This is a genomic window from Pseudomonas sp. Q12-87 (assembly GCF_001269755.1).
Lineage (GTDB): Bacteria > Pseudomonadota > Gammaproteobacteria > Pseudomonadales > Pseudomonadaceae > Aquipseudomonas > Aquipseudomonas fluorescens_S.
The window spans coordinates 1-20,866 of record NZ_LHVI01000035.1 but is presented as its reverse complement, the minus strand read 5'-3'; the positions used below and the strand labels follow the sequence as shown (position 1 = coordinate 20,866).

Annotated in this window: 18 protein-coding genes and 3 pseudogenes; 7 read left to right on the top strand and 14 right to left on the bottom strand. The window is 61.1% G+C overall.

Features of this window, described 5'->3' with window-relative positions; all coding sequences use genetic code 11:
* Window positions 1–65: 65 nt before the first annotated feature.
* From AD663_RS25640 to AD663_RS25615, 6 genes are read right to left on the bottom strand one after another with little or no spacing between them, the layout of a single operon-like run.
* Window positions 66–1,745, bottom strand: coding sequence for an AMP-binding protein (locus AD663_RS25640; RefSeq protein WP_053214751.1), 1,680 nt, complete (start codon window positions 1,743–1,745; stop codon window positions 66–68).
* Window positions 1,742–2,287, bottom strand: a complete 546-nt coding sequence (locus tag AD663_RS25635) for a hypothetical protein (protein WP_003186562.1) — start codon at window positions 2,285–2,287, stop codon at window positions 1,742–1,744. Before AD663_RS25635 ends, AD663_RS25640 begins: the two co-directional genes overlap by 4 nt.
* Window positions 2,284–2,538 carry an acyl carrier protein gene (locus tag AD663_RS25630; protein ID WP_003186561.1) on the bottom strand — a complete coding sequence of 85 codons (255 nt, stop codon included), beginning with the start codon at window positions 2,536–2,538 and terminating at the stop codon, window positions 2,284–2,286. Before AD663_RS25630 ends, AD663_RS25635 begins: the two co-directional genes overlap by 4 nt.
* Before the next feature lie 9 nt (window positions 2,539–2,547).
* Complete coding sequence (locus tag AD663_RS25625) at window positions 2,548–2,808, bottom strand: phosphopantetheine-binding protein (protein ID WP_003186560.1); 261 nt, start codon at window positions 2,806–2,808, stop codon at window positions 2,548–2,550.
* Window positions 2,789–3,598, bottom strand: a complete 810-nt coding sequence (locus AD663_RS25620; protein ID WP_053214750.1) for a 1-acyl-sn-glycerol-3-phosphate acyltransferase — start codon at window positions 3,596–3,598, stop codon at window positions 2,789–2,791. Before AD663_RS25620 ends, AD663_RS25625 begins: the two co-directional genes overlap by 20 nt.
* Window positions 3,574–4,302, bottom strand: a complete 729-nt coding sequence (locus AD663_RS25615) for a beta-ketoacyl synthase chain length factor (protein WP_053214768.1) — start codon at window positions 4,300–4,302, stop codon at window positions 3,574–3,576. The genes AD663_RS25620 and AD663_RS25615 overlap by 25 nt, the downstream gene beginning before the upstream one ends.
* Window positions 4,303–4,654: 352 nt before the next feature.
* On the opposite strand from AD663_RS25615, the gene AD663_RS25610 reads away from it, so the two are divergent.
* Window positions 4,655–5,425, top strand: coding sequence for a ParA family protein (locus AD663_RS25610; RefSeq protein WP_003186557.1), 771 nt, complete (start codon window positions 4,655–4,657; stop codon window positions 5,423–5,425).
* A 64-nt stretch (window positions 5,426–5,489) separates the two neighbouring features.
* Here AD663_RS25610 and trxC read toward each other — a convergent pair whose 3' ends face one another.
* Together trxC and ycaC are read right to left on the bottom strand one after the other, a co-directional pair.
* Entirely contained in the window at window positions 5,490–5,912 is a 423-nt protein-coding gene (trxC, locus tag AD663_RS25605; RefSeq protein WP_003186556.1) for a thioredoxin TrxC, read from the bottom strand.
* Window positions 5,913–6,085: 173 nt separating this feature from the next.
* Complete coding sequence (ycaC, locus tag AD663_RS25600) at window positions 6,086–6,712, bottom strand: isochorismate family cysteine hydrolase YcaC (protein WP_003186555.1); 627 nt, start codon at window positions 6,710–6,712, stop codon at window positions 6,086–6,088.
* Between the two features lie 206 nt (window positions 6,713–6,918).
* Between ycaC and AD663_RS25595 the strand changes: the two genes are divergently transcribed.
* The 4 genes and pseudogenes from AD663_RS25595 to AD663_RS25580 all read left to right on the top strand — a co-directional run bounded on the left by AD663_RS25595 (window position 6,919) and on the right by AD663_RS25580 (window position 9,205).
* Complete coding sequence (locus AD663_RS25595; RefSeq protein WP_033046324.1) at window positions 6,919–7,824, top strand: LysR family transcriptional regulator; 906 nt, start codon at window positions 6,919–6,921, stop codon at window positions 7,822–7,824.
* A 245-nt stretch (window positions 7,825–8,069) separates the two neighbouring features.
* Window positions 8,070–8,348: a hypothetical protein gene (locus tag AD663_RS25590; protein ID WP_053214749.1), complete on the top strand. Its 279-nt coding sequence runs from the start codon at window positions 8,070–8,072 to the stop codon at window positions 8,346–8,348.
* 163 nt (window positions 8,349–8,511) lie between these two features.
* Window positions 8,512–8,807 (top strand): annotated as a pseudogene (locus tag AD663_RS25585) (type II toxin-antitoxin system HigB family toxin).
* Window positions 8,804–9,205, top strand: coding sequence for a type II toxin-antitoxin system HigA family antitoxin (locus tag AD663_RS25580; RefSeq protein ID WP_003186551.1), 402 nt, complete (start codon window positions 8,804–8,806; stop codon window positions 9,203–9,205). Before AD663_RS25585 ends, AD663_RS25580 begins: the two are co-directional and overlap by 4 nt.
* A 180-nt stretch (window positions 9,206–9,385) precedes the next feature.
* Here the strand turns inward: AD663_RS25580 and selO are convergent, their stop codons facing one another.
* The 5 genes and pseudogenes from selO to AD663_RS29740 all read right to left on the bottom strand — a co-directional run.
* Window positions 9,386–10,849, bottom strand: a complete 1,464-nt coding sequence (gene selO / locus AD663_RS25575) for a protein adenylyltransferase SelO (protein ID WP_003186550.1) — start codon at window positions 10,847–10,849, stop codon at window positions 9,386–9,388.
* A gap of 37 nt (window positions 10,850–10,886) precedes the next feature.
* Entirely contained in the window at window positions 10,887–14,249 is a 3,363-nt protein-coding gene (gene mscK, locus AD663_RS25570; protein ID WP_053214748.1) for a mechanosensitive channel MscK, read from the bottom strand.
* Window positions 14,250–14,283: 34 nt separating this feature from the next.
* Window positions 14,284–16,026, bottom strand: coding sequence for a potassium/proton antiporter (locus AD663_RS25565; protein WP_003186548.1), 1,743 nt, complete (start codon window positions 16,024–16,026; stop codon window positions 14,284–14,286).
* Between the two features lie 267 nt (window positions 16,027–16,293).
* Window positions 16,294–16,893, bottom strand: a pseudogene (locus tag AD663_RS29745) (methyl-accepting chemotaxis protein); the annotation flags it as partial.
* Between the two features lie 303 nt (window positions 16,894–17,196).
* Window positions 17,197–17,853 (bottom strand): annotated as a pseudogene (locus AD663_RS29740) (MCP four helix bundle domain-containing protein); the annotation flags it as partial.
* A 323-nt stretch (window positions 17,854–18,176) separates the two neighbouring features.
* Here AD663_RS29740 and AD663_RS25555 point away from each other — a divergent pair.
* Both AD663_RS25555 and AD663_RS25550 read left to right on the top strand, forming a co-directional pair.
* Entirely contained in the window at window positions 18,177–18,407 is a 231-nt protein-coding gene (locus AD663_RS25555; RefSeq protein WP_003186546.1) for a hypothetical protein, read from the top strand.
* Window positions 18,404–18,706 carry a cell division protein ZapA gene (locus tag AD663_RS25550; RefSeq protein WP_003186544.1) on the top strand — a complete coding sequence of 101 codons (303 nt, stop codon included), beginning with the start codon at window positions 18,404–18,406 and terminating at the stop codon, window positions 18,704–18,706. Before AD663_RS25555 ends, AD663_RS25550 begins: the two co-directional genes overlap by 4 nt.
* A gap of 220 nt (window positions 18,707–18,926) precedes the next feature.
* Here AD663_RS25550 and AD663_RS25545 read toward each other — a convergent pair whose 3' ends face one another.
* Window positions 18,927–20,729, bottom strand: a complete 1,803-nt coding sequence (locus AD663_RS25545; RefSeq protein WP_053214746.1) for an acyl-CoA dehydrogenase — start codon at window positions 20,727–20,729, stop codon at window positions 18,927–18,929.
* Window positions 20,730–20,866 lie beyond the last annotated feature (137 nt).

Genomic DNA, 20,866 nt, shown 5'->3' with positions numbered 1-20,866 from the left:
CCTGGGCGAGCGCTGCGCGCTCGAGCGGGAGCAAGCTCCCTCGCCACAGGAGGGCGGTGTGAGCATTAATCATCGGCCATCCCCAACACAATCCGCCCACTGGAACACGCTGCCGTGTCATTGCGATAGGCGAAATACAGCTTGCCGCGCTCGCGGTCGAAGCGCAGGTGCAGCTGGATTTCATCGCCGGGACGCACCAGTTGCTGGAATTTCAGCACCTCCATGCCGACGAACCGGGGCGGAAGGTCCAGCAATTGCTGGCCAAGGCTCATGGCCCAGTCGACCTGCACGACCCCCGGCAGTACCGGCGCGGTGGGGAAGTGACCGCTGAAGTACGAAAGATCCGGCGGTACGACCAGGCGCAGGTTCCATTCGCCGTCGGTTTCAGTTTGCTCCAACACGTCGGGGGCTTTGGGGCGTGGCGACATCAGCAGGGCTTCGACCTCGGCCTGGGGCAGCTTGCCCTGGGCATTGAGCGGCAGTTGCCGCAGCCAGCGCCAGCGCCTTGGCAAGGCCAGGGTTTCGCAATGGTCGCTCAGGTGCCGGCGCAGACCTTCGGTGACGGCGCGCCGGCCCAGGTTGCGCAAGGCTCGCAGGCCGTTTTCGCTCAGTACCAACAGCGCGCCGAGGGAGGCGCGACTTTCCTGGACCACCCCCAGTCGCGCTTCGCTGACCCAGTCGTGGGCCGCCAACGCCTGTTCCAGCATCGGCAGGGAAATGCGCTTTTCCTCGAGCTTGACGATGCGGTCCAGTCGTCCGAGCAGCTCAAAGCGCCCGTCTTCGGCGATGCGCGCTGCGTCGGCGGTGTGCTCCACATGGCCGACCGGCAAATAGGGCGAGGCGATCAGCAAGGCGCCGTCGCTGTCCTGGCTCAGCGTCACGTCGGCAAAGGGTTGCCACAATCCGCCGCCCTGGCGCCAGGCGATGCCGCCGGTTTCCGAGCTGCCAAAGATTTCCGTCGGCCATTGCCCCAGGCGCTGCTGCAAAGCCTGGGCGGCCTCGGTGGGCAAGGCGCCGCCAGAGGAGAACACCCGACGCACGCAGCTCAAGGCCGGCCAGTCGAGGTTATCGCCCATGCGCTTGAGCAGGGCCGGACTGGCGACCCAGGCGAAGGTGGGGTGCTCTCGGCTGGCGCGTTGCAGGTCTTCCGGGAAGGCCAGTTGCCGACGCACGAAGGGACGTCCAGCACACAGCGGCCACAGTACTCGGAACAGCAGTCCGTAGATGTGCTGGGCGGCGACGCTGCCGATCATGCAGGCCGGGCCAAGGTCGGCGCCCCACAGGTGTTCCAGGGCATGGACCTCGTTGCTCATCTGGCGCAGGGTTTTCTCGATGCGCTTAGGCTCGCCGCTGGAGCCGGAAGTGCACAGGCTCAGCCAGCACTGGTCGAGATCCAGCTCGGCGGCGTCCATCGGCTCCTGTTGCAGATCGCCTGGATGAGTATCACCGGGTTGGTCGGTCAGCCACAGGTCGACGTCCGTCGCCCAGCGCTGGCGTGTCTGCGCTTGGAGGTCGGCGGGAAGCAGGACGCGCACACCGGCGCGCCAGGCGCCGAGCAGGGCGACGGCCAGGTCGGCGGCATCGTCCAGGTGCACGGCCACATGCCGCACGCCCAGGGCCTTGAGGCGGGCAGCCAGGCGCAGTGCCGCATCGCGCAATTGCGCGTGATTCAACGCCGGATCGACAGCGACTGCGCGCTCCGGCTGAGCCTCGAGCAGCATTTGCTCAAGTGTTATCCAATTCATGGGCGGCCTCTTACCCGTTGTCGTATGAGCCATTCAATGGCAAACAGCAGCCCCATCAATCCGTAGGAAATCAGGCCGGTGTACAACATCCACCAGCTCAGCGGCGCCCAGAGGGTCAGGGCGGCGGCGAGCAAACCGTTACACAGGAAAAACACACTCCAGGCCACCGTGACCTGGCGGGTATACACCACCGCTCTGGCCGGCAGCTGCGGCTCGCGCAAGCGGGCCAGGCGTTCGGCTACCGGCGGGCCGTATTTCAGGCTCAGGGAGAACAGCCCGAGCATGAACGCGCTGATCAGCACCGGATACCAGCGCAGCAAGAGTGGGCTGTCGAACAAAGCGAGCAATCCACAGAACACAATCGCCGTGACCGCCATCCAGCGGCTGCCTGCCCCACCTTTGCCGAGCAAAGCCCGGGCCAGCCACAGGCTACCCAGCAGCAGGCCGAACTGCCACGGGGCGAAATGCTCCATGCCGAAATACACCGCAAAAGGGTACAGCAGGCCCGCCAGCAGCAGGCCAAGGCCAATCAGCCGGGTCATGCGGCCGGTTGGACCAGTCGATAGACCGCCTCGACCACGTCATTGACGGTGCGCACGGACTTGAATTCCTCCGCGGCGATTTTCTTGCCGGTCTGGCGCTTGATGTGGTCGATCAGGTCGACCGCGTCAATGCTGTCGATTTCCAGGTCCTGGTACAGGTTCGATTCCAGCGTCACACGCTCTGCGTCCAGCTCGAAGAGCTCGACCAGAGCATCGCGCAGGGTGTTGAAAATATCGTCACGAGTTTGCATGGTCTGGTCTCAGGCTTCGCTTTTTGCAGTGACGAAGGCCGCAAGGCTTGCCACATTGCTGAAGTGGTTACGGGTGTCCTTGGCGTCGGCGTCTATCTTGATGCCGTACTTTTTCTGGATCGCCAGGCCAAGCTCCAGGGCGTCCACCGAATCCAGGCCCAGGCCTTCGCCGAACAGGGTCTGGTGGTCGCCGATGTCACCGACGCCAATATCCTCCAGGCCGAGGGCGTCGATGATCAGCTGTTTGATGTCACGGTGCAGATCGCTCATCTTCGGCGAGCTCCTTGATGAAATAGTGATGCAGAAAATCGTTGAGCCTGCGCGAAGCCTGGGGTGGTGGGCCGAGCGCGGCGAACGCCTGTGGGTCTATATCGGCCCCGATGCGAAAACTGAAGTGCACGCGGCGTTTGGGAATGCGATACCAGGGTTCGGCCTTGGTCAGGGTGGTTGGGTAGACCTTGATGGTGACGGGTGTGAGAATTTTCGCACCCCGCAAGGCAATGGCCGCACCCCCCCGATGAAAGGCCGGCGCCTGGCCTGGCTGGGTGCGCGTTCCTTCGGGAAAGACGATCAGGGTCTGCCCCCCTTGCAAGGCATCGCTGGCGGCGTCGAGCATGTCCATGCTGCCGTCGTTGCTGATGTATTCGGTCGAGCGCAGCGGACCACGGGTAAAGGGGTTGTCCCACAGGCTCTGCTTGACCACGCAGTTGGCGTTGGGCACCAGGCCGATCAGGAACACGACATCGATCAACGAAGGGTGATTGGCGATGATCATCTGCCCGGGCCGCCCGAGTCTTTCGGCGCCATCGATCTGATAAGTCAGCACCCCGGTGCGGGCCATGAACCGGATAAAGAACCAGAACAGCCGCCCGACCGTGCGGCGAGCCCTTTGCCGGTGGGCCTGGGCATCGCCGGGCAACCAGGCCAGCACCGGAAAAACCAGCAAACGCAGGCACAGCCCGCCCAGCCCGAACAGGGCGAAGCTTGCGGCGGTCGCGATAAGGCGCCAGTAATAGGCGTCGCGATGTTTACCGGTCACCGGTTGCGTTGCCAGGTCCATACGCGATTCTTCCAGGCATGTTGGCAGGTGGTTTGGTTGTTCAGCAGCGTACGCAACAGATCCAGGGCATGGGGCCAGTCATTGCCCGGCGACTGGCCGGCCTGTGGGGCCAGGTCCAATTGCCAATCGTCGCCAGGGGTCAGCAACAAGCCCACCGCATAGGGAAACGGCACGTCATCGACCCACGGTGCATAGACCTGCGGCGGTTGTTCCTCGGTGATCACCAGCAATACTGCAGGCGATCCTTCATTCAACAGCGCGGCAGCTTCCAGCACGCCGTGTTCCAAACCGTCGCCATTGGCGGCCAGGGCGGTCATTTCACTGGTTTCGCCGCGCATGATTGACCACAGGCCAATCACCGCGTTATGCACCGACAGGCTGAACTGGGTCGGCGATAAGGGTTGGTCGGCGGCCAGGTCCTTGAGAATCTCGAAAGTGCGCGGGGTTTCGCCGTGACGGGAAATAAAGACCAACGGTAGGTCCGGTCGGCCTTCGGCCAGTGGCCAGCCAACGCTGAAGGCCATCCGCGCCAGGCGGCTGAGGCGTCGACGCTGCATGGCCGGCAGGAACGATACGTCGGGGGCGGCATCGCTGGCAGGCAATACGACCGGCTGTCGGCTCCATGCCAGCCAATCGTCCACGCTTTCGAGCCCAGGGGCCCACGCGCGCCATTGGGCGATACTGAAATTGATCACAGATTCCATCCCACCCCTGCGGGCTTTTTTTTTGTCACGGTTCAGTGGTTTGACCCGCGTCCAACCCTGCATGGCCTTGCGACCCAAGTGGCGCGCATTATCCCGGTGCGGTTGGCTTGTAGCAAATGTTGGTTACATTTTGCCCAGCAAAATGTACGGGTTTGTTCGTTGCAGGTCCTGCATCGGCTATTGTCCTGATCATGAAGCGCCTGTCTGTCGCCTATGTCTGTCATTCTCCGGGCGAATTGACGCTCCCATTGTGGGAAAAGCCACCAATGCTGTAGTCCTTCTACGCAGAAGGTAGCTAAGCGGTGTAACGGCCTACTACACTCGGGAATCTTTGATACACGGAGGTTTTGACATGCGGCGCGTGGTATTCAATCAGAAAGGGGGCGTGGGCAAGTCCAGCATCGCCTGCAACCTGGCGGCGGTCAGCGCCAGCGAGGGGTATCGCACGCTGTTGATTGACCTGGATGCCCAGGCCAATTCCACTCAGTACCTGACAGGCCTGACCGGCGATGACATTCCCATGGGCATCGCTGATTTCTTCAAGCAGACCTTATCGTCGGGACCTTTCTCGAAGAAGAACAAGGTGGATATCTACGAGACGCCGTTCGACAACCTGCACGTTATCACCGCCACTGCGGAGCTGACGGATCTGCAGCCCAAGCTCGAGGCGAAACACAAGATCAACAAGCTGCGAAAATTGCTTGAAGAGCTGGATGAGGATTACGACCGGATTTACCTGGATACGCCGCCGGCGTTGAATTTCTATGCCGTTTCGGCGCTGATTGCCGCCGATCGAGTGCTGATTCCCTTCGATTGCGACAGTTTCTCCCGCCAGGCGTTATACGGCCTGTTGGCAGAGATCGAAGAGCTCAAGGACGACCATAACGAAGGCCTGGAAGTCGAAGGCATCGTCGTCAACCAGTTCCAGGCCCGCGCCAGCCTGCCACAGCAAATCCTCGACGAACTGATTGCCGAAGGCCTGCCGGTGTTGCCGGTATACTTGAGCAGTTCGGTGCGCATGCGCGAATCCCACCAGGCGAGCCTGCCGCTGATCCACCTGGACCCACGGCACAAGCTGACCCAGCAGTTCGTGGAATTGCATGGGTTGCTGGAAAGCGCCTGACTTGCTGGCTATGCAAACCCAATGTGGGGGCGAGCAAGCCCGCTCCCACTGTTGTGAAAAGGCTTCAGATTCCCTGGCTACGCAACCACTCCATCAATTGCGGCAGCGGAAATGCACCGCTCTGGCGCGCCACTTCCCGACCGTCCCTGAACAGGATCAGGCTGGGAATCGAGCGAATCCCCAACTGCGCCGATAATTGCTGATTGGCCTCACTGTCGAGCTTGGCCAACCGGCATTTACCCGTCAGCTGCGCGGCGGCCTGCTCGAACACGGGGGCGAAGGACTTGCACGGCCCGCACCAATCGGCCCAGACGTCCACCAGCAATGGCAGGTCGCCCTTGATCTGGCTGGCGTAGTCGCCTTGCTTGAGTTCGAACGGTTTGTTCAATAGCACTTGGGCCTTGCAGCGCCCGCACTTGGGCTGGTCGCCCAGGCGTTCGGCGGGGATGCGGTTGAGCCCGTTGCAATGGGGGCAGGGGATCAGCATCGGGTCGGTCTCCAGGAAAAATCGTTGGCACAGATTGAACACTATATACAGACCACCACAAAACCTGTGGGAGCGGGCTTGCTCGCGAAGGCGATGTATCAGACACATAGATGTCGACTGATACTCCGCCTTCGCGAGCAAGCCCGCTCCCACATTTAGTACAGTGTTGCCGATTATTTCCCGTTGGTCAGGGTGTTATAGCTGGTCATCAGGTTGCGGTAGTCCGGGATGTGGTTGGAGAACAAGGTTGCCAACCCTTCCACATCGTTGCGCCAGTCGCGGTGCAACTCACAGGCCAGGCCGAACCAGGTCATCAGTTGGGCGCCCGAGGAGGACATGCGGTCCCAGGCCGATTGACGGGTCAGTTCGTTGAACGTGCCGGACGCATCGGTGACCACGAACACATCGAAACCTTCGGCCAGGGCCGAGAGTGCCGGGAAGGCTACGCAGACTTCAGTGACGACGCCGGCGATGATCAGTTGCTTCTTGCCGGTGGCCTTGATCGCCTTGACGAAATCTTCGTTGTCCCAGGCGTTGATCTGGCCAGGACGGGCGATGTACGGCGCGTCTGGAAACAGGGTCTTGAGTTCTGGCATCAGCGGGCCGTTAGGGCCGGTTTCGAAGCTGGTGGTGAGGATGGTCGGCAGTTGGAAGTACTTCGCCAGGTCCGCCAGGGCCAGCACGTTGTTTTTGAAGCGGTCCGGATCGATGTCACGTACCAGGGACAGCAGGCCAGCCTGGTGGTCGACCAGCAGAACGGCGGCGTTATCTTTGTCGAGACGGTTGTAGGAAGTTGTCATGGCGTAGCCCTCATTAAGTTTTGGTTGCCGAAGGTTTCGGCGTGGTTAAGGTTTTTAATGTCGGTATAGCGATTGATCGGTGACTCATCCGGTCGAAGCGCCCGGCTTCAATCCGTGTTGCGTTTCGATGGGTGTAGATTAAAACTCGCACCTTTGATGCGCTAGACTGCGAAAATCCGCCTTAGCGTTCTATTTGGAGAACGGTCATCGAAGACCTCAATACGCTGTATTACTTCACCCAGGTGGTCGAACACCGCGGTTTCGCCGCTGCTGGCCGTGCGCTGGACATGCCCAAGTCCAAGCTCAGCCGACGCATTGCCCAGTTGGAAGAACGGCTCGGCGTGCGGTTGCTCCATCGCACCAGTCGCCACTGCACGTTGACGGAGATCGGTCAGGCCTATTACCAGCGCTGCCTGGCAATGCGGGTCGAGGCCGAGAGCGCGGCCGAAGTGATCGAGCGCAACCGTTCCGAACCCCAGGGGTTGGTGCGCATCAGTTGCCCGACAGCGCTGCTCAACAGTTGGGTCGGGCCGATGCTGACCCGCTACATGCAGAAGTACCCGCGGGTTGAGTTGTTTATCGAGAGCACCAACCGCCGGGTCGACCTGATTCATGAAGGCTTTGATATCGCTTTGCGGGTGCGCTTCCCGCCGCTGGAAAACACCGACATGGTCATGAAAGTGCTGAGCAACAGTACCCAGTGCCTGGTGGGCAGCCCGGATTACCGCGAGCGCCTGTCGTCCCCCGCGTCCCCAGCGGACCTCAACGGTTTGCCAAGCGTGCATTGGGGCGGGGCGCAGCGTGAATATCAGTGGGAATTGTTCGGCCCGGACGGTACCCGGGCGTTGATCCGCCATGAGCCGCGCATGGTCACCGATGACCTGCTGGCCCTGCGTCATGCCGTGCTGGCCGGCATCGGCGTCGCTCACCTGCCTACAGTGGTAGTGCGCGAGGACATTGCTGCCGGGCGGCTGGTGGAACTGGTGCCGGGCTGGACGCCGAAGTGCGGGATCGTCCATGCGATCTTCGCTTCACGACGCGGGTTGCTGCCGTCGGTGCGTACGCTGATCGATTTCCTCGCCGAGGAATTCAGCCACAGCGACATGGCCTAGCGTGGAGGCAGCCAAACCACTGTGTTTTCCATGTGGGAGTGGGCTTGCTCGCGAAGAGGCCGGCACATTCGATAGAGATACCGTCCATCAGGCCGTCTTCGCGAGCAAGCCCGCTCCCACAGAGGCTTACATTCCGGGTTTGTACCAGATTCATCAAGGTTGCCATTCATCAGGTGTGCCGCACTGAAAAGGTGTCGCGGCCTCAAAAAGACACAACGTACCTGTTTGCAACCTCAGGAGGTCCCATGAACCATCCTCAAGACCCAACCACCCCACAGGCAGTGGATAGCCCCAACGACGACGGCTTTGTTCTCGGCACCGCCGGCCGCGACGAAGACCCCAACGCCGCCCCGGCCTACGCCATCGATAGCCGCCACGACCGCGATGAGCTGACTCCCGAAGATGCCCGTGGTATGCCCGGTTACCCCGAGGAAAAACCGTCGGAAAAACCGGCCGACAAGGACAATGCCGAAGCCGAGCCGGGTATCGAGACGCCTGAGCAAGGGAACGATAAGGTGGGGTGAGCTGGGCTCACCTCCACTCACATTTTTTAACGAAGCTCGAAGCATTGGCTAACTAGGCTAAAACGCATTCGGGCGGACGTCCGTCTGAAGGAATGTATCGCAACTTGCGATATTTGCGATCTGTGTTTAACTCTTCCATAGCAAAATGCGATAAGGACGTTGCATGCATGTGATCACTGAGAAACGCATTGGGAGGCCAAGGAAAAATGGCCGCGCTCAGCTGGCGCGCTGGATCAATGGTATCGACTTATCAAGCGCAACAGCCCTGCTGACTTCGCTGCGATGAAGTCCATTTTTCCCGCAACCGATAAGGTCGGTCCGTTACATGTGTTCGATATTGGTGGCAATAAGTTGCGACTGATCGCCGTGGTTCGCTACCGGCCGCAGCGCTTGTACATCAAATGCGTGCTGGATCATCACGAATACGATAGAGGCAAGTGGAAGGAGGAAAAAGGATGAGCGCACTGATAGAACAAGTCGCCGCCCATTGGGAGTTTGTGTCGCCTCTGCTGCGCAAGCCCAAGAGCGAAGAGGATTATGACCGGTTGGCTGCTGCTCTTGATGAATTGTTGGCCTTGGTGGGCGATGACGAAGCCCATCCGCTCATGAGTCTGGTGGATATTATCGGTGAATGGATCGAGGCATGGGATCACGAGCATCGACCGATGCCCAGGGGGAGCGGCGTCGCAGCGCTTCGTTACCTGATGCGTGAACATGGCTTGAACCAGAGCGATTTGCCGGGTGTTGGTACTCAGTCGGTGGTGTCGGAGGTATTGAGCGGTAAGCGTCAGCTCAATTTGAGGCAGATCCGTTGGTTGGCGGAGCGCTTTTGTGTCTCGGTTGAAACATTCATTTGATGACCTGAAATACCAATTCGCTTTTGTGGCGAGGGAGCTTACTCCCGCTCGGCGGCGCAGCCGTCGTAAAGCCGGTTGACGCGGTCTGCCTGGAAGTCCGTGTCAGTCCAGCTTGGGGCGGCTGCGCCGCCCAGCGGGAGCTAGCTCCCTCGCCACGGGGCTATGTATTTGGCAGGAAGGTTACGACGAGCAGCTGATCTCCAGATGCTTGCCCCACTCCGGCGGACGTTGCGCGTAGTTGTCCATGCCCGGTTGTTCTTCGAATGGTCTGCTCAGAACGGTATGCAAGCGGCGCACTTCGTCGTAGTCGCCTGATTCGGCGGCGTCGATGGCTTTTTGCGCCAGGTAGTTGCGCAGCACATACAGCGGATTGACGGCGTGCATGCGGATGCGGCGTTGGTCTTGATCAACAGGGCCTTCGCGATTCACCCGGGCGACATAAAGCTCGCCCCAGGCATCGAAGCCCTTGAGGTCGACGAAATCATCACGCAGGGTGGCGACGGCTTGTTCGGGAGACTGATCGCCCAGCCGACGGAAGAACAGGCTGTAGTCGACGCCGCTGTTTTGCATCAATTGCAGCAGCCGCTCCAACAGTTTCTGGTCATCCTCCTCGGCACTCGTCAGGCCGAGGCGACGGCGCATCAGGTCCAGGTAGTGAGCCTGGAAGAGTGGCAGGTACAAACCGAGGGTCTCGCGCAGGGCTTCGACACTGATGAAGGGCGTCAAGGCCTGGGCCAGGGCGCTGAGGTTCCACTGGCCGATCGGCACCTGATTGCTGAAGGAATAGCGGCCCTGATCGTCGGAGTGATTGCAGATGAAGTTGGCGTCGAAATCGTCGAGGAAAGCGAACGGCCCAAAATCGAAGGTGATGCCCAGGATCGACATATTGTCGGTGTTCATCACGCCGTGACAAAACCCGTAGGCCTGCCATTTGGCGATCAGTTCGGCGTTGCGCTCGACGATTTCACGGAACATCGCCAGGTACGGCTCCGGTTGTTCGCGACACTCGGCGAAGTGCAGGTTCAACACATGCTCGGCGAGGGCCGCTTGCAGCTCGGGCTTCTTGGTGTAGTAGAAATATTCGAAATGCCCGAAGCGCACGTGGCTGGGTGACAGGCGCAGCACCATGGCGGCGCGCTCTTGTTTTTCGCGCCATACCGGGGTGTCCGAACCGATCACGCACAAAGCGCGAGTGGTTGGGATGCCCAAGGCGTGCAAGGCTTCGGAGGCGAGGAATTCGCGGATCGAGGAGCGCAACACCGCGCGCCCGTCGCCCATCCGCGAAAATGGCGTCTGGCCGGCACCTTTTAGGTGCAAGTCCCAATGTTCGCCGGCCTCGTTGTACACCTCACCCAACAGCAACCCACGGCCATCGCCCAACTGCGGGTTGTAATGGCCGAACTGGTGCCCCGAATACACCATCGCCCGGGGTTCGGTTTCGGCCCAGAGCTTGTGTCCGCCGAAAATCTCGGCGAACAGCGGCGTCTCGGCTTCTGCCGGGTCCAGGTCCAGCAGCGCCATGGCGGCGGGGCTGGCAACCACCAGGCGCGGATTATCGATGGCCTCGGGCAGCACATGCGCCGAAAAACCGTCGCCCAGGCGGGCAAAACGGTTATCGAAGGTCAGCGTTTCCAGTGTCTTCATGGGCGTCTCCGGCGGGGCGCCCTCAGGCAACCCGCTATCAATCGAGAATGTCTTGCGGCGGCTCGGGCACCGGTTTGATGCTGGCGACCGCCGAAGGCACAGGCGTAATGGACTTTTTATCGGGCTCGGCAGGCACCAGTTTGTACTCCTGGCCTTGCATGTTCTTCAGATAGATTTCCATCTGACGGAAGGAGATGTTGATATGTTCCTTCTTGAACTCCCGGTTGATGAAGCGGTTGATCTCGTCCAGCACCGGGTTGCGGTCGCCAAGGTCGCGCACGTGCATGCGCAGTTCATGGTCCAGGGTACTCTCGCCGAAGTTCAGGAAGTACACGATCGGTTCCGGTTCCTTCAATACCCGTGGGTTTTCACGGGCCGCCTTGAGCAGCAACTCGCGAACCCGATCCAGGTCCGAGCCGTAATCCACGCCCAGTTTCAGGGTTACCCGGGTGACGGTGTCGGTCAGCGACCAGTTGATCAGTTGCCCGGTGATGAACGTCTTGTTCGGGACGATGATGTCCTTGCGGTCGAAGTCGGTGATGGTGGTCGCACGGATGCGAATCTTGCTGACCGTGCCCGACAGGTTGCCGATGGTAATGGTGTCGCCGATCCGCACCGGACGCTCGAACAGGATCATGATCCCGGAGATGAAGTTGGCGAAAATCTCCTGCATGCCGAAACCCAGGCCCACCGACAGCGCGGCCACCAGCCATTGCAGCTTGTCCCAACTCACGCCGAGCGTAGACAGCGTGGTGACGAAACCAACGCCGGCGATCACATAGGACAGCAGCGTGGTGGTGGCATAGGCACTGCCCTGGGCCAGGTTCAGTTTCGACAGTACGAACACTTCCAGCAGACCTGGCAGGTTGCGCGCCAGGGCGAAGGTGATGCCGATGATGATCAGCGCGCCGAGCATGTCGCCAATGCTGATGGGCACCATGTTCATGTTGACGCCGGTGCCGCTGGTGTATTCGTAGAGGGTGATGTTATCCAGGTAGGAGAACACACTGATCAGGTCCGACCACACCCAGTACAGTGCGGCCATGAAGCCACCCAGCAGGGCGAGACGGATCAGGCGCAGGGACTGTTCGTTGACCTTTTCGATGTCCAGGGTCGGTTCCTCGACCACCGCTTCGCCGTCGCCGGCCTCCTTGGCCGCTTGGCGCTTGGCCAGGGCCCGCTGGTACGCCAGGCGCCGCGCCGCGACTGACAGGCCGCGCACGAAGGTGGCTTCGATCACCAGCCAGAACATCAACAAGTACAGGGTGTTGATCAACCGGTCGCTGAGCTTCAGCGCGGTGTAGTAGTAACCGAAGCACACCGCCACGAACAGCGCGATGGGCAGCGCGGTGAACATCACCCCGACAGCCTTGCGAAACAGCGAGGTGTTCTGGTGCGTCGGGCTGCTCAGTAGCAGGCGGCTGAGTAACCATGCCATCAGGGCGTAGCAAGTCAGCACCACCGGCATGCCGAGTACGTCATCGGCCAGGGTTGCAGGTTGCAACTCGGCCACGGCCACCACGGCCACCAACGCTAATACCACCAGCCCGAGTCGACGGATCCAGCCTTGGAGGAATTCGACCTGGGGTTTCTCCCAGCGGAAATGCAACTCGGCCACACCGCCCGGCGCCAGCACTCGATAAGCGGTGTAGAACACCAGCCAGGCCTGGCCGATCTGCAGCAGCGCTGCGCCGAGGTTGGCGTTCTGGCCGCGGGCGTCAATCTGCAACGCATAGCCACAGAGTGTCAGCGCCAGGGCCACCGGCATCGCCAGCAGGATATTGATGAGGATCGCCTGGGGGGTGTGCCATTGGCTGTCGCGCTTGAAGTGGCCGACGTCCTGGTGAACCTTGTTCAAGCGAGCATAGAGATTCTTGCGCCGCCACAGCAGCGCGCCGATCAGCAGCGCCAGGGGCAGGAACAGCAGGGGGCGCTGGGTCAGGCCATCGGCCAGCTCGCTGAGGCTCGAAGCCCAGGGCAGCGAGTCGATCTGTTTTTCCAGGCGTGCCGGCACGGCACGCATCCATTCGAAATCCAGCGGCTTGTTGCTGGGAATCCAGAACATCTGCTCTTCGAGGGTCGCCCGCAGGCTCTGGGCTGTGCTGAGCAACTGCTTCTGATTGAGCTGCAAGGTGATGGATTCGTTGAGTACCGCGCTCAATTCACGGTTCAGGCGTTCCAGCAAGTCGACACGGGTCAATGCCAGCTCAAGCAGCGCCTTGCGCAGTTGCGGTGTGGCTTGCTCCGATGGCTGAGAGGCCAGCAGGCCGTCGACGTAGGCGCTTGGGTTGCTGAGCAATTCGCGTTGTTGGCTGACTTCGAACTGGTACAGGCGGATATCGGCGATCTGGTCGGCCAGGTTCTGGTCCAACTTCAGGCGCGGCAATGTCTGGCGCTGCTTATACAAAATCTTGGAGAGCAACAGGCTGCCCTTCAGCACGCTGATCTGCTCGTCCAGGGCGGCGTCGGTCTGGGTGACGCTGTCCAGCAATTGCTTGGTCTGCAAATTCTGCTGGGTGACCTCGTTGAGGCGGTCGGTGCTTTTGAGCAAGTAGTCGGAGAGCTTCAGGTTGGTCGAGCTTTCGGTCGCCAGCAGACTGCTGCCACCGGCCTTCTGGGCTTCGATGGATTGCTGGGTCACGGTTTGCTGGGACTGGGCCAGGCGCTTCTGGTTGATCAGGTTTTGCAGGTCCTGTATCTCCTGCTCCATGCGGGCGATTTTTTCCATCAGCAAGTCATGCTGGCCGTTGCCCAGGTCCTGCAGTTGGCTGTTGCCGGCCAGTTCCTGGCGGCGCAGCGGAATCAGCGCATTGAGCGCCGCCAGTTCGGCGTTGAGCTGGTCGCGCTGTTCGCTGCTCAGGGCTTTGCCGGCGTCGCGGCCGGCCTTGAGGATGGTGTTGATCTGCTGAATGCGGGTCTGGCTGCTGGAAATTTCCGCCTGCGCGCGCTCGGGACGGGTCTGGGCCGTGATGATCAGGCTGTTGGCGTCGGCCAAGGCTTTTTGCAGATCGCTCTGCTGGGTCGAGCGTTCCGTCAGCATCTGTTCGAGCTGGGGAATCGGCAGGTTGGCGTAGCGTTGCGCCACCGGCACCACCATGGTGCCCTTGAGCCGCGCCAGCTCGCGCTGATTCTCGATGTTCTGCTTGGGCGCATTGGCCAGTTGCTGTTTAAGGGCGAGCAGCTTCTGCTCGTAGTCGGCCTGGTTGGCGAGCTGGGTCAGCGTCCCTTGCAATACGGCCTGCAGGGCTTTCTGGTCGGCTTCCGGCAGCTTGCGGTCGGCGATCTTGTCCAGGCTGGCCTGCACCGAGGCACTGGTGGGCTGTTCAGCGGCTTGCAGCGTGCAGACAGAGAGACTCAGGCCCAGCAGGGCGATGGCAAAGAAGGAGCGCAGGGTAGGCATAGAGACCGGTCAAGCAAGTGAGAGTGGGAGCAGTTTAGAGGAACAAGCCGGGACCCGGGCGACTTCCTTCGGGGAATCTGACGCCCACTTTGCCGATCTTGTTCCCGTCCATGGCCGCGACAGTCCAGAGGGTGTTGTTCCAGTCCACCTGGTCACCGACCACGGGGGCACCGCCGACTTTCTGGGCGATAAAGCGGCCCAGGGACATGTCCGGATCGATACCGTCCAGCTTCAGCCCGTACAGGGCAGCAACCGCAGCCAACTGGGCGTCTCCTTCGAGTACGAAGTCGCCGAAGAAGCGCAGATCCAGACCCCGTTGCGGTGCCTGGCTGAACAGTTTTCCGAGGGCTGGCAAGTCGTGTTCATGGCCGATAACGCACAGTAAATCATCGACTTCCAGCACCGTACTACCCGACGGATGGAGCAATTGCTGGCCGCGAAACAGTGCCGCGATGCGCGTTCCGTCGGGCATTTTCAGGTCTCGCAGGGGCGAGCCGATGCACCATTTTTCGGCGCCGAGGCGATAGATGAACAACTCCCACTCGCTGGTGACGTGCACTTCCAACGCCGCCCGGGAAATCGGCAGCGGCTCCGGCGGGACAGTCACATGCAGCAACTTGGCGACCCATGGCAGGCTTGTGCCCTGTACCAGCAGCGAGACCAGCACGATAAAGAACGCCAGGTTGAAATAGAGCTGGGCGTGGGGCAGGCCGGCCATCAGGGGGAAGACTGCGAGGATGATCGGCACCGCGCCGCGCAGGCCGACCCAGGAAATGAACGCCTTCTCGCGGCCATGGAAAGCCTTGAACGGCAGCAGGCCCACCCATACCGACAAAGGACGAGCGAACAGGATCATCCACAGCGCCAGGCCCAAGGCAGGCAGGGCAATAGGCAGCAGGTCATGGGGCGTGACCAACAGCCCAAGCACCAGGAACATGCCGATCTGTGCCAGCCAGGCCATGCCATCGAGCATATGCAAGATGCCATGACGGCTGCGCACCGGGCGGTTACCGATCACCAGGCCGCAGAGGTAAACCGCCAGGAAGCCGCTGCCATGCAAGGCGTTGGTCAGGGCGAACACGGCCAGGCCACCGCTGATGACCAGGATCGGATAGAGACCGTTGGCCAGGTTGATACGGTTGACCAACTGCAGCATCACCCAGCCGCCGCCCAGGCCGAGCACCGCACCGATGCCGAACTCGCGCACCAAATGTCCGAGCAGGCTCCAATGCAGGCCGGTTTCACCGCTGGCGAGCATGCCGATCAGCGTGACGGTGAGGAACACCGCCATGGGGTCGTTGCTGCCGGACTCGATCTCAAGGCTGGCGCTGACCCGTTCGTTCAGGCCCTTGCCACCCAACAGCGAAAACACCGCCGCGGCATCGGTCGAACCGACGATGGCGCCAATCAACAAGCCTTGGATCAGGTTCAGATTGAACAGCCACGCCGCCGCCAGGCCGGTCAGCCCGGTGGTGATCAACACGCCAACGGTGGCCAGCGACAACGCCGGCCACAGCGCCACGCGGAAACTCGACACCCGCGTGCGCAAGCCGCCGTCCAGCAGGATGACCGCCAGGGCGAGGTTGCCGACCAGGTAGGCCGTTGCGTAGTTATCGAAAAGAATACCGGCGCCGTCGACACCGGCCACCATGCCCACGGCCAGGATGATCACCAGGATCGGGATGCCCAGGCGGGATGAAAGAGAACTCACCAGAATGCTCGCACCTACCAGCAACGCGCCGATCAAGAACAGGCTGTTGATGGTCGTCGCAGTCAAAGGCAGTACTCCGGAAAGCTGAGGGCGGGCGCAGACTGACCATGCAGTCTGCGTGCCAGCGATTCTAACCTGTTGAAATGTGATGCTGTCAAAAAAGGTTTGGGATTGAGGTACAAGCGCGGCAGCAATACTGTGGCGAGGGAGCTTGCTCCCGCTCGGCGGCGAAGCAGTCGTCGCTTTTGAGGTCCTGGGGCCGCTTCGCCGCCCAGCGGGAGCAAGCTCCCTCGCCACAGAGCGGGTCGATCAGCGATCAACCCGGCAGGTAGGTCAGAGGCTGAACCGTCCGACCATGCTGTTGAGGTCCACGGCCAGGCGCGACAGTTCATTGCTGGCGGCGCTGGTCTGGTTGGCGCCGGTGGCCGATTGCACCGACAGGTCGCGAATGTTCACCAGGTTGCGGTCCACTTCACGGGCCACCTGGGCCTGTTCTTCGGCGGCGCTGGCGATCACCAGGTTGCGTTCGTTGATCTCGACGATGGCCGAGTTGATCGTGTCCAAGGACATGCCGGCACCGCGGGCGATGTTCAGGGTCGATTCGGCGCGTTCGGTGCTGTTGCGCATCGAGTCCACGGCCTGTTCGGTGCCGCTCTGGATGCTGCCGATCATGCGCTCGATCTCGCTGGTCGACTGCTGGGTGCGATGGGCGAGGGCGCGAACTTCGTCGGCGACGACCGCAAAACCACGACCGGCCTCACCGGCACGGGCGGCTTCGATGGCTGCGTTCAACGCCAGCAGGTTGGTCTGGTCGGCCAGGCCGCGGATGACGTCGAGCACCTTGCCGATGTCGCGGGATTCTTCGGCCAGGTTGCCGATCAGCGTGGCAGTGCTTTGCACATCGCCGCTCATGCGTTCGATGGCACTGACGGTTTCCTGCACCAGGTCGCGGCCGTCGCCCGCCGAGGTGGTGGCGTTCTTCGAGGCTTCGGAGGTGCTGACCGCGTTACGCGCGACTTCTTCCACGGCGCTGGTCATCTCGTTGACTGCGGTGGCGGCCTGTTCGATTTCATTGTTCTGCTGGGTCAGGCCACGGGCGCTTTCGTCGGTGACGCTGTTGAGTTCTTCAGCGGCGGAGGCCAATTGCGTGGCCGAACCGGAAATCCGCTGCAAGGTGTCGCGCAGCTTTTCCTGCATGGTCGCCATCGCCCGCAGCAGGCGCCCGGCTTCGTCGCTGCCATCGACCGTGATCGGTCGGGTCAGGTTGCCCTTGGCGATTTCTTCAGCTGCATCCAGGGCGCTGCTGATCGGACGGGTAATGCTGTTGGTCAGCAGCCAGGCGAACAGCAGAGTCAGACCGGTGGCGATGACCAGCAGCGTGACGACCCAATTAAACGCCGACGAGTACTGCTGTGCAGCGCCTTGGTTAAGCGCCTCGGCTTGTCGGTTGTTGATTTCCAACAGGCGATTGATCGCCGCATTGATTGCGTCGGAGTTGGTGAGCATTTCGGAGTTGAGCAGCGCTTGCAACTGATCGATCTGATTGTTGCGCGAGAGGGTCTTCATCCGCTCTTCTAGCTGACGGTACTGATTAAGCAACTGCGCATATTGGTCGTAGGCGGTTCGCTCGTCCGGCGCGCTGATGAGCTTTTCGTAATTGGCCTGCGCTTCGCGGATCTGCTGGTTGCGTTGCTCGAACAGCTCATAGGTCTTTTGCTGGACGTCGGGTTCGCGATTGGTCAGCAGGCGATAGGACAGCACGCGAAGGCGCAGGGTGAGTTGGGTGAACTCGTCCAGGGCCTTGATGCTGGGTACGCTGTTCTGGACGATGGTGTCGCCCGATACGCGGATTTTGCTCATCTGGGTCAGGGCAAATACCCCAAGCGCCAGCATCAGGGCGCCGATCAGGGCAAACCCCAGGAACGCCCGCGGCGCGATGTTCATATTACGTAGAGACATGGAAAGTACCGTGAAGAAGCGCGTCCGTGCGGGGCTGTGACTGGTTACCTGGCTTATCGGTCCTGCGACTGGAGTCTTGAGGGCGATGCGTGCTTTTGTCGCACCGCAACGCGGTCGGCGCGACGAAGGGTAGGAACCAGAATCCTTGTTTACAGTCTTTACAGCTCGCGAGGGAAACACCGCTGCCCTCTGAGCCGTGGCGCTGGCGGTGACTTTTCTTTATCGTACGCGCCCCTTGAAAAAGACTGGAAATCAATATGTTGGAAGCATCCCTCAGCCAGCTGGAGCAACTGGTCAACGACCTGGTGCAACAGAACCGTCACCTCGCTGGACTGAACGAAACCCTGAGCGCCGAACTGGCGAAGGCCAAGGATGAAAACGAAAGCCTGCAACTGAACCTGATGGAACAGGAAGAACTGCACGGCGCCACCGCCGCCCGTATCCAGGCGCTGATCGAGCGCGCCAGCAGCGGTCCCGTCAGCGCATGAAGCATGCCGCCGATGGGGTGACAGTCGTTTCGATCCTTGGGGAAGATTATTCGATCAAGGCACCTGCCGGGCAGGAACAGGCCCTCCTGGACGCCGCTTCGATGCTCAAGGCTGCCCTGGCCGATACCAAGAGGAAATACCCGACGCTGATCGGTGATCGCCTGTTGGTGCTGGCGGCGATGAACCTGTGCTCGCAGCAGATGGAAATGCACAAGCAACATCAGGCGGAACTCGTCCGTTATGAAGAGCAAGTCAGCGCCACGGTCGAGGTGATTGCCAAGACGATCCAGCAAGCCTGAAGTCTTTCAGGACTAAGGGTTGTCGGTGATCCAAGTGTGGGAGCGGGCTTGCTCGCGAAGGCGGTGTATCAGTCGCAATTGATTTGCCTGATATACCGCCTTCGCGAGCAAGCCCGCTCCCACAGGTTTTTCAGGTGGATACAGGATCTATATTCACCCCGGCCTTCTGTGGGAGCGAGCCTGCTCGCGATTGGCCTTCAGCCGCGCCACAAGTCTCGCCTCAGAACCACTCATCCCGCATCTCCAGGCACGTATCATCCCGCGCCTCAAGAATCGCCAGGTCATGATGACAGCCCGGCACTTCCCACGTCAGGAAGTACCGCGCGGCCTGCAGCTTGCCTTTATAGAAGTCGCGGTCCGCGGCATTGCCCTTGGCCAGGCCTTCCTCGGCGCGAATCGCCTGTTCCAGCCAACGCCAGCCAATCACCATGTGGCCAAACACCTTGAGGTACAGCGCCGAGTTGGCGAGGCTGCTGTTCACTTTGCCTTGGCCCAGGTCCGTCAGCAGGCCGAGGGTGACCGTCTGCAGGCGTGCCACGAGGGTTTCCAGTGGCTGGCGCAAGGGTGTCAATGATTCGCGTGCTTGGGCGCGTTCAGTGGTGTCGGCCACCAGGCGGATCAGTTGCTTGAGCCCGGCGCCGTCGTTCTGCGCCAGTTTGCGTCCCACCAGATCCAGGGATTGGATACCGTGAGTGCCTTCATGGATCGGGTTCAGGCGGTTATCGCGGTAGTACTGCTCCACCGGATATTCGCGGGTGTAGCCGTGGCCGCCAAGAATCTGGATCGCCAGCTCGTTGGCCTTCAGGCAAAACTCCGAAGGCCAGGATTTGACGATAGGGGTCAGCAGGTCCAGAAGCTCATGGGCACGTCGGCGCTCGGCTTCGCTTTCCAGTGTGGTGGTGTCGTCGAATAGCCGCGCCGCGTACAACCCAAGGTCAAACGAACCCTCGACGTAGGCCTTCTGGGTCAGCAGCATGCGGCGCACATCGGCGTGCTGGATGATTGCCACCGGGGCGGTGGTCGGGTCCTTGCTGTCGGGCACCCGGCCTTGCGGGCGCTCGCGGGCGTACTCAAGGGAATACAGGTAGCCGGCATAGCCCAGCATCACCGCGCCCATGCCGACACCGATCCGCGCCTCGTTCATCATCTGGAACATATAGCTCAAGCCGTGGTGCGGTTTTCCTACGAGGTAACCGACGCATTCACCGTTGTCGCCGAAATTCAACGCGGTAGAGGTGGTACCGCGCCAGCCCATTTTGTGGAATAGACCGGCCAGCAGCACGTCGTTGCGCTGGCCGAGGCTGCCGTCATCGTTGACCAGGAACTTGGGCACGATAAACAGCGAAATGCCCTTGACCCCCGGCGGCGCGTCCGGCAGTTTCGCCAGGACCATGTGCACGATGTTTTCCGACAACGGATGATCGCCGCCGGAAATGAAGATCTTGTTGCCTTTGAGCCGATAGGTGCCGTCGGACGCCGGCTCGGCGCGGGTCCGAATATCTGACAGGGATGAGCCCGCATGGGGTTCGGTCAGTGCCATGGTACCGAAGAAGCGGCCGTCGATCATCGGTTGCAGGAAGCGCTGTTTCTGCTCCTCGCTACCAAAGCTTTCGATCAGGTTCGCCGCGCCCATGGTCAGGAACGGGTAAGAGGTGGATGCGGCGTTGGCCGACTGGAAGTGTGCGAAACAAGCCTGGGACAGCAGCGTTGGCAGCTGCATGCCCCCCGCGTCGAAGCTGCGCGCAGCGTTGAGAAAACCCGCCTCCAGGAACGCGTCCACCGCCGGCTTCACTTCCGGGATCAGAACGGCTTGGCCGTTTTCGTAGCGCGGTTCGTTTTCATCATTCTTGCGGTTGTGCGGCGCGAAATATTTCTCGGCGATGTTGCGGGCCGTCGCGAGGGCAGCGTCGAAGGTTTCACGATTATGTTCGGCAAACCGCTCGCGCTGGGTCAGGCCCTCGGCATCAAGGACTTCGTACAGCTCGAAAGCCAGATTGCGGGAACTGAGCAGCGTCTCGGACATGGCGGCCTACCTTTTTGGGAATGGGCCGAGTCTAGGCGTGGGGATAGAGGCTGAACAGGAAGATTGATGGCGGTGATGGAGGGGCGAGGTCGACACTAATCCAATGTGGGAGCGGGCTTGCTCGCGAAAGCGGTTGG

Coding starts and splice junctions, on each gene's coding strand:
- ycaC (WP_003186555.1), bottom strand. CDS start 6,712: ATGACAACTTCCTACAACCGTCTCGACAAAGATAACGCCGCCGTTCTG.
- AD663_RS25555 (WP_003186546.1), top strand. CDS start 18,177: ATGTTGGAAGCATCCCTCAGCCAGCTGGAGCAACTGGTCAACGACCTG.
- trxC (WP_003186556.1), bottom strand. CDS start 5,912: ATGCTGATCCCCTGCCCCCATTGCAACGGGCTCAACCGCATCCCCGCC.
- selO (WP_003186550.1), bottom strand. CDS start 10,849: ATGAAGACACTGGAAACGCTGACCTTCGATAACCGTTTTGCCCGCCTG.
- AD663_RS25625 (WP_003186560.1), bottom strand. CDS start 2,808: ATGAGCGATCTGCACCGTGACATCAAACAGCTGATCATCGACGCCCTC.
- AD663_RS25635 (WP_003186562.1), bottom strand. CDS start 2,287: ATGACCCGGCTGATTGGCCTTGGCCTGCTGCTGGCGGGCCTGCTGTAC.
- mscK (WP_053214748.1), bottom strand. CDS start 14,249: ATGCCTACCCTGCGCTCCTTCTTTGCCATCGCCCTGCTGGGCCTGAGT.
- AD663_RS25580 (WP_003186551.1), top strand. CDS start 8,804: ATGAGCGCACTGATAGAACAAGTCGCCGCCCATTGGGAGTTTGTGTCG.
- AD663_RS25550 (WP_003186544.1), top strand. CDS start 18,404: ATGAAGCATGCCGCCGATGGGGTGACAGTCGTTTCGATCCTTGGGGAA.
- AD663_RS25615 (WP_053214768.1), bottom strand. CDS start 4,302: ATGGAATCTGTGATCAATTTCAGTATCGCCCAATGGCGCGCGTGGGCC.
- AD663_RS25610 (WP_003186557.1), top strand. CDS start 4,655: ATGCGGCGCGTGGTATTCAATCAGAAAGGGGGCGTGGGCAAGTCCAGC.
- AD663_RS25590 (WP_053214749.1), top strand. CDS start 8,070: ATGAACCATCCTCAAGACCCAACCACCCCACAGGCAGTGGATAGCCCC.
- AD663_RS25620 (WP_053214750.1), bottom strand. CDS start 3,598: ATGGACCTGGCAACGCAACCGGTGACCGGTAAACATCGCGACGCCTAT.
- AD663_RS25640 (WP_053214751.1), bottom strand. CDS start 1,745: ATGAATTGGATAACACTTGAGCAAATGCTGCTCGAGGCTCAGCCGGAG.
- AD663_RS25630 (WP_003186561.1), bottom strand. CDS start 2,538: ATGCAAACTCGTGACGATATTTTCAACACCCTGCGCGATGCTCTGGTC.
- AD663_RS25545 (WP_053214746.1), bottom strand. CDS start 20,729: ATGTCCGAGACGCTGCTCAGTTCCCGCAATCTGGCTTTCGAGCTGTAC.